The following is a 12,314-nucleotide window of genomic DNA, read 5'->3' on the forward strand; positions in this document are numbered from 1 at the left end:
TGCGGTTGGCTTAGCGAATGCCGCTGCCGGCCAGGGATTCCGACGACCATTGCGCCTTGGAGAGCGGATCGATGTACTTGATGCCGCCGTAAGGCCCGACCACGCCGTTGATGTTGTACGAGCCTCCTACCAAGTCGTAGATCATGAAGGGCGTGGAATCCGGGATCTGCTTGTCGTAGCTCTGGCTGAGGAATGCGAAAGAGCCACGGTACAGCTGACCACGGGCGTCGTATTGATCAGAAGCCAGAGCGGTCCAGCTGTCTTCATCGAGGTAGAAGCGGCGCTTCTGATAGATGTGTCGGGCGCCGGCCTTGAGGTTGCCTTCCACGACCCACACGCGATGTTTCTCCCAACGCACGTAATCGGGAGCCAGGTGATTGGCGGTGGTCAGCGACTTGGGATCCTGGGCGTAGGTCAGCTTGTAGGTGTTGTAGGGCACGATCATTTCCTGCTTGCCCACCAGCTTCCAGTCGTAGCGATCCAGTGCACCGTTGAACACGAAAACATCGTCGTAGGTGCCCGCGCCGGCGGTGCCGGGGTTAGGCGTGTCGTAAGCCAGGTTCGGCGCCAGCTTGACCCGACGCTGGCCAGGCAGGTATTGCCAGGCGCGACGCGGCTGTTGCAGCGGGTTGGCGGCGTCCTTGAGCATCACCGCTTCACCGGCCCGGCGCGCAGGGCCGGTGTAGGACAGCTTCATCTGGTAGTACACGTCAGCGCTGCTGATCGGCTGCGCGAGGTTTTCGTAGATCGGGTAGGAAATGAACGCCTGGCCGGTGGTCGCCAGGCTCGGCACGCCGGCGGAGTCGACGTTCCAGGAGTCGTACTTGGAGTTGATGCTCACGCCTTGATAGCGCAGCAGGAAGTTCCACATTGCTTCGTTGCCCGACTGCGGGATCGGGAACGGCACGCCCGGCAGCACGTTATCGATGGCCAGACCGCCTTCGAGGGACTTGGCGCCGCTGGCATTCTTCACGCCGTTATCGAGGATGGCTTTGGGCAGCGAAACGGTGCGGTGGGTCGGGTAGACATTGACGTGGAAACTCGGGAAACGTTTGGCCAGTTCCGCCGTGGTTGCACTGAGCAAGCCCTTGTACTGATCGACGTTTTTGCCGTCGATCACCAGCAATGGTTTTTCGTTGGCGAAGGGATCCGGGCGCATGCTGTCACCGGATTTGAAACTGGCCGGCGGCGTAGTCAAGCCACCCTCATAGGCGGGGATGGAACCATCAGCGTTCCCGGCCTTCTCGGCGCCCACCAGGGTCAGGCTGCTGCCCAATTTGGCAGCCTCCTGAGGTGAAACAGCGGCCTGTGCCTGGGCGGCAAGGACCATGGCCAGCGAAGCGGCCAACACGGTTTTTGCGAATTTCATCTTGTTATTCTCCTGCTTGCATTGAGCAAATCAGTGGTGCATCAAAAAGTGGTTTTCATCGTCAGGTAAACGGCGCCACGGTCCTCAGTCGTGGCCCCTCCACCGGAGAAGGCTGAGTAGCCACCGCCGTAACAGGCGTAGTTTTCATTGCCGCTAAAGGCATTGGGTGTGGAACCGTCGCCGCTGCCGGCATTGGCCGCGCCGGTGCTCAGACCGCTGGTGTCGCACTTGTCGGTCTTGCCGAAGGAGTCCACGTACTTCAGGTCAACGAAGTATTTGTTGTACACAACGGCCCCGAGGCCGATGGCGTAGTTTCCGGTGTCCTTGGCACCGCCACCGGAGACCGGTGAGACGCCGTCGAGACCGACGTTGATGGACATCGGTGCGTTGAGGTCGACGCCGGGAAACACCTGGTACCAAGTCGGCGTGAAGTTGACCGCGATGCCCCAGTTGTCCCGGGTCGGCTGGTCGATGCCGCGATAGGTGTCCTTGCCTTTGTAGAGCGCCTCGTTCTTGCTATCGAGCTTGAGCAGGTTGCTGTAATACAGCTCGCCCAGCAGGGTTGCCGAGTCGAATACCGGCGTTTTGGCAATGGTCATCAGACCGTTGAGCGTCCAGTGCAAGGTGTCGCCGGTGGCGGCCATGCTGTCGCCCCCCTGCGGGGTGTCATACACCACACCGGTGGCCGCCGTACGCGCCGGCAACAGGCCAAGACCCGCGCCCAGGCCCAGCGGACTGTTCGTGCTGACAACCGCCGGAATACTGGCCAGCGGCATGTTGTGACGGATGTTCAGGTCAGAACCGACGCTCACCCCGCCCACATCCTTGGACAGGCTCAAGCCAACGATCTTGATGTTGTCGGCATAGGCCATTTGATAGGTGGCGGTGCTCAGCGAGTTGAGCGTGTTGATCACCGCAGGCACTTGCCCGGCCGGCCGGGTGCCGTTGGGGTTGGCCGAACTCAGGCCTCTGGCATCCAGCCAGGCTTGCGGCAGGATTTCCGAGGTTTCGCGGTAGTAAACGCCGAGGGTGCCATCCAGCCAGGCCGGCGACCACTTGGCCATAACGCCCCAGTCACCGCGCTTGTCCGGTGTCAGGTCATGACCGCGACGCACATTGGTCAAGCCATTGCAGGGCGCCAGGCCACAACCCAGGGGGCTGCCCGGCACCACGCCATTGGTGTTGCCCAGCAGGAACGACTGCGCACCGAAACCGACCAGATCGGAACCACCATAGTAAGTACCGGCTTCAGGCAGGCGCGCAGCATCCCAATCGAGGAAATACTGGGCACCCACGGTCAACTCGGGATTGGCGGTGAACGACATCGACAACTGGTTACGCGGAACGAACAGTTCCTTGGCTTCGGTACCGGGCGAGGCAGCCAGTTTGGCCAGGTCCAGGCCCGATTGGCCGTAACTGTTCGAGTGCACCGGGTTGAGAATGGTCTCGCCCCAGAACACGTTGTGCTGACCGGCCTTGACGCTCAGCAGTGACTCCTCGCCCACTTCGGTGCTGTAGAACACGAAGGCATCGAGGATTTCGCCGGACGGCCCGGTGTAGTAACGCTGGGCATAGTTGCTCAAGTGCGGGCTGCCGTTGCCAACGTTGTCACCGGTGACGCCGGCCAGACGTGGATCGTTGGCGACCAGCCCCGACCTTGCGTCGTTGCCGTTGACGAACGGGTTGGAATTGGAACCGGTGTTTTCATAGGCCTTGTCATACCAACTGGCCGCACTGACACGAAAACCCATGTGGTTCTGGTAGACCACATCCAGCTCGGTCAACAGGTCGACACGGTTGGTGATGTTGGTCCCGGCCTTGCGGAAGTTGTAGTCGCCGTCGTTGTTGTTCGGCGTTGCCAGCATGCGTTTGTCAGCGCTTTCGGTGCGTACGCCGTAGTTGTACTTCACGGTGTTATCAAGACGTACGGTCCAGTCCGGGTTACCTGTGTCGAGCTCGATCGCCTGCGCGACCGGCACGGCTGCGGCCAGGATGGCCGAGGCCAACAAGGTGTAACGCGAGGGTGCGAACCCGTGACTCTTATTGTTGTGCATTGCGTTGTCTCCGCCTTTTTGTATTTGTTTTAAGCGCAGCCGCCCTCGCGCAACCCCTTGTTCCAGGGGTTTACGGTTTCAGGAATGAGGGCAAATGCCGGATGGCGCGGGCCAAACGGCGCCTGAACTAGCGATCCAGCTCGAGGATGAGGGCTTCGGCGTGTGGCCAGTGCCCATACCCGGCAGCAGGATTGAGGTGACCGACTTCGCCGAGGTTGAGCAGTTCGCTGCCCCAGCCGTCGGCCATGCGCGTGGCGGCATCCAGGCTGGCAAGGTGGTCGTTGGTACTGGCGGCCACCAGGCTGCGGAACGGCAACCGGCCTTTGGGCAGAGGGTCCCAACCCTGGCTACGCAGGGTTTCAGCGGATGGGTAGCCCTGCGGCCACTGGGCATCGAGGTCCGGCGGAGCGGCCAGCAGCGCACCCTTGATCGGCCGACTGTGCTGCGCCGCCCAGTGCGCGACCATCAGCACACCCGCGCTGTGAGCGACCAGAATCACCGGCCCGTCGATCTGCTCCAGCGCGTGCTGGATCGCTTCGACCCGCTTGGCGCAATCGAGCTTGTCGGTGTCCAGCGGTGGCACACTGCGTACTTTGCACAGCCTGGCCTCCAGCAGCGTTTGCCAATGCTCGGCTACGTGCTCGCGCAGGCCCGGTACGATCAGAACGGTTGCTGCAGTTTGCAGTTTGTTCACTTTCAACACCTTCGCTTTCTCGATGACTCGACTGGCTCTGTTCGCCAGGGGCTTTTTGTAGGACTGACATTAAAGAGCGCCCGCCCGAAGCGCTTTTCATTAGACGTCAGGCACTTTTCTTTTCATGACAGATTTCCAGGTGTCGGGCACACAGCGACCATTGGTCGAATATCCCCACAGGTTCTCTACAGCTCACTGTAATCAAAGGGTGAGCGTCGATTGCTGGACAACGACGGTGTGATTTTGGACAGCATTGGGCGAACGCCCTCGACAACGTCACAACTGTTCAATCGTTGATGTGCTGGATATAGTCGCCACGCAAATTTGAATCGCAACTGGCCCAGGAAAGACCTTCGCATGCCCAAGCTTGTTCGCGCCGCCGTCTTGACCAACTACCTGGAGGTTACTCAATACCTGGGGTTCAACCCGCGCGATGTATTGGCCGGCGTCGGCTTGAGCAAAGCCAAGCTGCTAGCCCCTGAACATCGCATTCCCATCGATGCCGCCGTGCGTTTGCTGGAGGATTCGGCCGTCGCCAGTGGCTGCCAGAGTTTCGGCCTGAGCATGGCCGAGTCGCGCCAGCTCTCGGACTTCGGCGTGGTCAGCCTGTTGCTCAGCCACCAGCGTACGCTGCGCGACACGTTGCAAGTGTTGGTGCACTACCGTCATTTGATGAACGATTCGCTGGCCCTCTTCATCGAGGAGGCGGGCAAGATGGTGATCATTCGCGAAGAGGTGGTCACCGAATCGCCGATGCCCTGCCGACAAGCCAATGAACTGGCGATCGGGGTGATGTTCCGCCTGTGCGCCGCCCTGCTCGGCGCGCACTGGCAACCCTACAGCGTCAACTTCACGCACCAGCCTCCCGACAACCTGCAACTGCATCGCCGCCTGTTCGGTTGCAAACTGGAGTTCGGCAGCGAGTTCAATGGCATCGTCTGCCCCAATGCCAGCCTCGACATGACCAACCCCCATGCCGATCCGGCCATGGCGCGCTACGCCCAGAGCTACCTCGACTCACTGCTGCACCACGAAGGTCCGTCGATGCTGTTCGAGGTGCGCAAAGCCATTTACCTGTTGTTGCCGATGGGGCGCGCCACCATCGAGCAGATCGCCCAGACCCAGGGCATGAACGTACGCACCCTGCAACGTCGCCTCAAAGACGACGGCTGCGCCTTCAACGACCTGATCAACGACGTGCGCCGTGACCTGGTGTTGCGCTACCTGGAAAACCCGAATTATTCGTTGGGCCGGATCGCCGACATGCTCGGCTACTCCATGGCGAGTTCCTTCACCCGCTGGTTCATCACCCAGTTCGGCATGCCGCCCGCCGCTTGGCGCAGCGCGCAAAAGCACACCGTCAAGGCACCGTCGGACCTGAGCCCCCTGCCCGGCCCCAGCGAACCCTGAACCGGACGGAACAGACGCAGGACAGGCAAAAAAAAACGGCGACTGCTGGCACAGTCGCCGTAAAAAGAACCGGTGTTTATGACACACCGGCCGAGGAGTTCCACTGCAATGTGGAGCGAGGTCCGGCTGTAGCAGCTGCGTTCGGCTGTAGCAGCTGTCGAGCCTGCGAGGCTGCGTTCGGCTGCGAAGCAGTCGTGAATCCGGCTGACACGTTTTGCCTGATGCACCGCAGGTTCTGGTTTTACGACTGCTTCGCAGCCGAACGCAGCCTCGCAGGCTCGACAGCTGCTACGGATCGCATTACCGCCGCCAATATTTTTAACGGACTTAGAGGCCCCAACGCAGCAACAGCAGCACCAGCACGACGAGGAACACCGTTTCCCCCACCATCAGCAGGATCGGTTTGATGCCCACCGCCGCCAGCTCCTTGAGCTGGGTTTTCATGCCCAGGGCGCTGATGGAAACCACCAGGCACCAGCGCGACAGTTCATTGACCGACCCTTGCACCACCGGGGCCACCCAGCCGGTGCTGTTGATACAGGCCAGGATCAGAAACCCGACGGCGAACCAAGGCAGCAGCGGCGGCCGTTTTCCGGCCGGATCGGCACCTTGCATGCGGGTGATCATGGCGGCACAGACGATCACCGGCAGCAGCATGGCAACCCGCATCAACTTGACCACCGTGGCCGTATCGCCGGTCTCGGTCGACATGCTGTAACCGGCACCGACCACCTGGGCGACATCGTGAATGGTCGCCCCCAGGAACACGCCCGCCACTTGTGGCGACAACGACAGCCAGTTGGCAATCATCGGGTACACGATCATCGCCAGGGTCGACAGCGCCGACACCCCGATCACCGTGAACAATGTCGCGCGTTCTTTCTGCGGATGATTGGGCAATGCCGCCGCCAGCGCCAATGCGGCCGATGCACCACAAATCGCGGTGGCGCCACCGGTGAGCATGCCGAACAAACGCTGGAAGCCCAGCGCCTTGGCTGCGATCACTGAAACGCCGATGGTCACCACCACCACAATCACCACCAGCGCCACAGGCTTCCAGCCCAGCGCGGCAATCTGTTCGAGCGTGATGCGCATGCCCAGCAGCGCCACGCCAATGCGCAACACGGTGCGTGCGGTGAACTCGATGCCAGCCTTGCAGGCACCGTCACCGGCCAGGAAGTTCAGCGCCATGCCCAGCAACAAAGCGAACAGCATTACCGGCGCGCCGTAATGCTCGGACAAAAAGGACGCTGCGGCTGCAACGATCAGGCTAACGACAAAGCCTGGCGCCAGTTCGCGCGTTCGGCTGTGGATACGGGTGAGAGCGATGGCGCTCATGGCGCGGACTCCTCGGCAACGATAACGATGAATGCCTGGCCGTCGATGATCTCGACCGGATAATTGGCGACTTTGACTGCGGTGGAATTGAGCAAGTAACCGCTGCGCAAATCGAAGCGCAGGCCATGGGCGCAGCATTGAATCACCCGCCCATCAAGGCGCCCGCCACACAGCGAGGCGCCCTGGTGCGGGCAACTGTCGTCGATGGCGAATACCTCACCTTCGACGTTGAATAACGCCAGGCTTTTGTCATCGAATTCGAACAGTGCACGACCGCCCGCCTGCGGGAGTTTTCCGGCAGGCACGGGGATACGCCGATTCATGCCGGTTGCCGCTCGTTATCACTTTCTTTCAGTGCCTGGCTCATGGCCCCGAGTAGCGCCTGGGCAGGTTGTGCCCCGATCACCGTCATGCGGCGGTCGAACTGAAAGCTCGGCACCCCACTGGTCGCGCCGGGCAAGCCTTCGAATGGCGTGGCGTCGCCCTTCAGGCAATCGAGCACCACGTCCGTATCGACGCCGCAGGCGCGGGCAATGGCGAGCAAGGTCTCGCGGCACCCGAGGTTTTCGCGTTTGCGGAAATAAGCGGCGAACAGCCGTTCAAGCAACATTTCACGCTGAGCAGCATTGCCCAGTACGCTGACGCGTTCGAACAAACGGTGGGCGTCGGCGGTGTTGGGCATCGTCTCGATACGGCTGAGGTCGATGGTCAGTCCAACCGCCGCAGCAGCCTGCTGTACCTGGGCCTGGCGCATGGTCATGGCGTCGGCATTGCCCAGACGTTTGCGATAGAAATCGGCGAAGGGTTCACCTTCTACCGGCAACTGAGGCAGCAACTGCACGCCATGCCACACCGTGGTGATCTGCACGTCCGGGTGGCGACTGCGAAACTGTACCTGCGCATGCTCCAGTTGACGCTTGCCGATCAGGCACCAGGGGCAGATGAAATCGAAGAACACATCAATACGTAAACGACGACCACTCACAACTTCACCTCTAACACCGCTTTGCTAATCGAATCTCGGACTTGCTCGCCCTTAAGCCGGGCAATGTCCTTGTGGTAATGACACTTGGCATAAAAGAACACCGCCGCCGCCGCGATGCTGACCAGTGGCACCAGCTGAAAAGCAGCCTGCAAGCCAATCAGGTCGGACACCCTGCCAGTGATGAACGGCCCAGGCGCGAGCCCCAGCATGTTGTTGGCCAGGGTCAACGTGGCGAAGGCCGTGCCGTGGACCGAGTAATGCGTCAGGTTGGCAACCATCGCTCCGCAGGGGCCGGTCGTGCCGGCGGCAATCAACATGCCCAGGCAGATCAGCAGCAATTGCCCAGGCCCCGCCGGCAGAGCGAACGCCGCCGACAACAACAGGCAACTGCCCAGGCAATAAGCGATGGCCAACGCCACTTTGCGCTCCGGCGAATGGCGACACAGTCGATCACTGAGCATGCCGCACAGGATCATCCCCGCCCCGCTGCACAGCACGATGATTGCCGCGAGGCCACCTGCCTTGTCGGTGGCCATGTCGTAATAACGATTGAGGTAACTGGGCATCCACACAATCACGGTGCCGCCGACGAACAGTTGCAAGCCACTGCCGATGTAGGCCGCGATCACCGAGCGGCTGGAAAACAGCGTACGCAACGGGCGCTTGACCGCGGCAGCTGCCTTGTTCGCCACCTGAGCGGCACGTTGCGGCGCAATGCGTGCTTCCTTGACGATGATCGGATAAAGCACCGCCAGCAGCAGGCCGAACAGCGCCATGCCGGCAAACGACCATCGCCAGCCAAGCTTGGCGGCGATTGCACCACCCAGCGCCATCCCTAACACCGAACCGAACATGCCACCCGCCATGAACGCACTGGCCAGGGTTGCCCGCATGTGTTTGGGAAATACCGAGATCACCACGGCGATGCCGACGCTGCCGTACGCCGCTTCACCGACGCCGACCATGAACCGTGCAATGAACATCTGCTGATAGTCCTGCGCCAATGCGCAGCCCAGCGTCGCCAGGCTCCACAGCAAAGCCATCAGCGCCAGGCTTTTTACCCGGCCGAAGCGATCCGCCAGCAATGACAGGGGAATGGTCAGCAGCCCCACCATCAGGGCGACAATGCCACTGAGCAGGCCGAGCTGGCCGTCGCTCAGGGCCCATTCGCCCTTGAGCATCGGGAACACCGCGTTCAGCACCTGACGTGACATGTAATCGGAAATCAACAGCCCGAACGTCAGTGCAAAGACGATCCAGGCGTACTTGCGCGCAACGCCGACGCCACTGCAGTCGTCATCGTCTGCAGCGATTGGGTGAAAGGCCATGCAGCCTCCTCAAAGCTTTGTTTTATTGTTGTTATCAAGCGTGTTGCAGTGCAGCGAGCGGGAGGCCATTGACCGCCCGCTTCGTCTGCCGATCAGCCGCGTTGCGGCACACCTTTCTGCCCGGCCTTGCGGTTGGGGGCCATGCCATTGGCCAACAGGGTTTCTTCGATGCTTTGGTACTGCACACCGATGCGGTAGATCTCACGGGCTTCTTTACCCGTGGCGATTTCGCGACCCAGCTCATGAGCGATGCGCACGGTCTGCTTGATCTGCGCAACCGAGCCGAAACGATCGCCCTTGTGATCAATGATAGTGTCTTCATTGCCCACACGCGGGTGCATACCCATGGCCATCGACATGGTGTTGAACGGCATGACGTTTTTCAGCAGCGACTCGGAGGTCAGGGTGCAACCGTCTGGCGCGCGGTGGATGAAGTTGAAGAAGTTAAACGGATTGGGGCCATCGAAACCGCCGCCGATACCGATCCAGGTCAGGTTCAACGGGCCCTTGTAGACGCCCCTGCGCACCAGACGCTCGAGGGTTTCCATGGCATGCATGCCCGTCAGCTGGAAGTGCGGCTGGATGCCGTTGTCCATCAGACGCTTGAGGTGCTCGGCGACCCAGGCCGGGCCTGCCGGAACGGTCATTTCGCTGTAGGCGGCCTGATACAGCGGATTGGCCAGGGACGTGCCTTCCAGGTATTCCGGATACAGCAGCTCCATGATGTTCATCTGGGTGGTGTTGATGGCCACCGTGACCTGATCCGGTTTTGGCGTCAGCTCGGCCAGCATGTGCCGGGTATCGTCAGACAGCCACTTGGCGGCTTCGCCATCGCTTTCCGGCGCAAAGGAAATCGAGCCACCGACCTGGATGATCATGTCCGGCACGGCTTCACGCACGCCGGCGATCAATTCGTTGAACTTGGACAGACGCTTGGAACCCTTGCCGTCCAATTCACGCACGTGCAGGTGCAATACCGTTGCACCTGCCTCATAACACTCAACCGCCTTCTGCACCTGCTCATCCATGGTCAGCGGGATGTCTTCGGGGAAGTCTTCAGGCATCCATTCCGGGCCGTACGGGGCCACGGTGATCACCACCTTTTCCATGTTTTCCGGGTGCAGGGAATCGTCGAAGAATTGCATGAGTTACTCCTGTTCTTATGATTGTCGCGCCCACCCGGGATCGTGCCGGGCAGGCGTGTTTACGAGTGCGAATGCAGTTGCGGTCGATCAGTAGGTCTTGTCGCCGATGATCCCGGCACGCTCCATCTTGCGATGGCACGGCGGGTAATCCATGACGGCGTAATGCTGGGTGCTGCGGTTGTCCCAGATGGCGATGCTGTTGGGTTTCCAGCGCCAGCGCACCTGATACTCGGGGATGTAGGCCTGGCTGATCAGGTAGCGCAGCAACTCGCTCGCGCCAGGGTTGGCATCCTGGCCGAAGCGCACCCGCTCGGGGTGTGGTAGTTGCTCAAGTGCGTGGTGAAGGCGTTGACGAACAGCACCTTCTCCCCGGTTTCCGGGTGGGTACGCACCACCGGGTGCTCGGCATCCGGATACATCGCCTTGAGCGCCAGACGCTTTTCGATTGGCATGGCGGCACCGAAACTCGCTTCGATGCTGTGGCGGGCGCGCAGGTCGGCAATCTTCACCTTCACGTCCTCTGGCAAACGAGCGTAGGCCTCGACCATGTTGGCCCACATGGTGTCGCCGCCCACCGGAGGGCATTCCACGCAGCGCAGCACGCAGCCCATCGGCGGCGCCTCGCGCCAGGTCGCGTCGGTATGCCAGGCGTTTTCGTAGCGGTCCATCGGCTGGTCCGGGTTCTTGTAGATGCGCACCAGCCCGGGATGATCCGGATCACTGCCAGCCACCGGATGGTCCTCCAACTCACCGAAGCGGCGGGCGAAAGCCACGTGCTCGGCACGAGTGATGTCCTGATCGCGCAGGAACACCACTCGATGCTTGAGCAACTGAGCACGAATCTCGGCAAAAAGACCGTCGTCATGCACCGCGTCGGCGAGGTTGACGCCGATCAGTTCGGCGCCAATGCTGCAGGTCAATTGTTCGACTTTCATGGCGGACAACTCCCTTAAATGACGAAAATCGAAGAGCCCGTGGTTTTGCGTGATTCCAGGTCGCGATGGGCCTGCACGGCATCCTGCAAAGCATAGTGCTGGTTGATCTCGATCTTGATCCGACCGCTACCAACGTGGTCGAACAATTCGCCAGCCAGGGCGGCTTTTTCCGCGGGGTCGGAAATGTAATCGGCCAGGGCCGGACGCGTCATGAACAGCGAGCCTTTCATCGCCAGCATTACCGGGTCGAAGGCCGGGATCGGACCGGATGCCGTGCCGACGCACACCATCAGGCCACGACGCTTGAGCGAATCCAGCGAACCCATGAAGGTGTTCTTGCCGACGCTGTCGAACACCACGTTGACCCCCACGCCATCAGTCAACTCGCGCACGCGCTGGGCGACATCTTCGTGGCTGTAATTGATGACATGGTCGCAGCCATGGGCCAGGGCAATTTCACCCTTGACCGCGGTGGACACGGTGCCGATGACGGTCAGGCCGAGCAGCTTGGCCCATTGCGAAACGATCAGGCCCACGCCACCGGCAGCGGCGTGCAGCAGAATGCTGTCGCCGGCCTTGAAATCGTAAATGCGCCGCATCAGGTACGACGACGTCAGGCCGCGCATGGTCATGGCGGCGGCGGTCTCGAAACTGATGGTTTCCGGCAGTTTGATCAACGGCGCGGCCGGGATCAGGCGTTCGGTGCTGTAGGCCCCCAAGGTGTTGAGAAAACCGGTGTAGGTGACGCGATCGCCTACACGGACATTGGTAACCCCCTCGCCGATGGCCTGGACCACACCGGACGCTTCAACCCCCATGCCGTTGGGCATCGGGATCGGGTAAGTGCCGTTGCGAAAGTAGGTGTCGGCATAGTTCAGGCCGACCGCCACATGACGAAGACGAACCTGGCCTGGACCGGGGTCGCCAACTTCGACCTCCTCATAGCGGAGGACTTCGGGACCACCGGTTTCGTAGAAGCGTACGGCTTTGGCCATTTTTCTTATTCTCCAATCTGCAAGATGGGCGTGCTGCGTCGAATTGCGCTGATTGGACTGT

Annotated in this window: 10 protein-coding genes and 1 pseudogene; 1 reads left to right on the plus strand and 10 read right to left on the minus strand. The window is 61.1% G+C overall.

Features of this window, described 5'->3' with window-relative positions:
- Positions 1-10: 10 nt before the first annotated feature.
- The 3 genes from BLW70_RS22540 to BLW70_RS22550 all read right to left on the minus strand — a co-directional run bounded on the left by BLW70_RS22540 (position 11) and on the right by BLW70_RS22550 (position 4,117).
- Positions 11-1,369: a DUF1329 domain-containing protein gene (locus tag BLW70_RS22540; protein WP_074877733.1), complete on the minus strand. Its 1,359-nt coding sequence runs from the start codon at positions 1,367-1,369 to the stop codon at positions 11-13.
- 41 nt (positions 1,370-1,410) lie between these two features.
- Entirely contained in the window at positions 1,411-3,423 is a 2,013-nt protein-coding gene (locus BLW70_RS22545; RefSeq protein WP_074877735.1) for a DUF1302 domain-containing protein, read from the minus strand.
- A 127-nt stretch (positions 3,424-3,550) separates the two neighbouring features.
- Entirely contained in the window at positions 3,551-4,117 is a 567-nt protein-coding gene (locus BLW70_RS22550; RefSeq protein WP_074880755.1) for an RBBP9/YdeN family alpha/beta hydrolase, read from the minus strand.
- Between the two features lie 357 nt (positions 4,118-4,474).
- On the opposite strand from BLW70_RS22550, the gene BLW70_RS22555 reads away from it, so the two are divergent.
- Positions 4,475-5,527 (plus strand): AraC family transcriptional regulator, encoded by a 1,053-nt coding sequence (locus tag BLW70_RS22555; RefSeq protein ID WP_074877738.1) that lies wholly within the window; start codon positions 4,475-4,477, stop codon positions 5,525-5,527.
- A gap of 327 nt (positions 5,528-5,854) precedes the next feature.
- On the opposite strand, the gene BLW70_RS22565 is transcribed toward BLW70_RS22555, so the two are convergent.
- From BLW70_RS22565 to BLW70_RS22595, 7 genes and pseudogenes are all read right to left on the minus strand, one after another.
- Positions 5,855-6,865: a YeiH family protein gene (locus BLW70_RS22565; protein ID WP_074877741.1), complete on the minus strand. Its 1,011-nt coding sequence runs from the start codon at positions 6,863-6,865 to the stop codon at positions 5,855-5,857.
- Entirely contained in the window at positions 6,862-7,188 is a 327-nt protein-coding gene (locus tag BLW70_RS22570; RefSeq protein ID WP_074877744.1) for a Rieske (2Fe-2S) protein, read from the minus strand. The genes BLW70_RS22565 and BLW70_RS22570 overlap by 4 nt, the downstream gene beginning before the upstream one ends.
- On the minus strand, positions 7,185-7,850 hold the full coding sequence (locus BLW70_RS22575) for a DsbA family oxidoreductase (RefSeq protein WP_074877746.1): 666 nt from the start codon (positions 7,848-7,850) through the stop codon (positions 7,185-7,187). Before BLW70_RS22575 ends, BLW70_RS22570 begins: the two co-directional genes overlap by 4 nt.
- Entirely contained in the window at positions 7,847-9,178 is a 1,332-nt protein-coding gene (locus tag BLW70_RS22580; RefSeq protein WP_074877748.1) for an MFS transporter, read from the minus strand. The genes BLW70_RS22575 and BLW70_RS22580 overlap by 4 nt, the downstream gene beginning before the upstream one ends.
- Before the next feature lie 92 nt (positions 9,179-9,270).
- Positions 9,271-10,323 (minus strand): beta-keto acid cleavage family enzyme, encoded by a 1,053-nt coding sequence (locus tag BLW70_RS22585; protein WP_008155072.1) that lies wholly within the window; start codon positions 10,321-10,323, stop codon positions 9,271-9,273.
- An 87-nt stretch (positions 10,324-10,410) separates the two neighbouring features.
- A pseudogene (locus BLW70_RS22590) lies at positions 10,411-11,258 on the minus strand (TauD/TfdA dioxygenase family protein).
- Between the two features lie 14 nt (positions 11,259-11,272).
- Complete coding sequence (locus BLW70_RS22595; RefSeq protein ID WP_074877750.1) at positions 11,273-12,253, minus strand: quinone oxidoreductase family protein; 981 nt, start codon at positions 12,251-12,253, stop codon at positions 11,273-11,275.
- Positions 12,254-12,314: the final 61 nt, after the last annotated feature.

It is taken from the genome of Pseudomonas frederiksbergensis, assembly GCF_900105495.1.
GTDB lineage: Bacteria > Pseudomonadota > Gammaproteobacteria > Pseudomonadales > Pseudomonadaceae > Aquipseudomonas > Aquipseudomonas frederiksbergensis.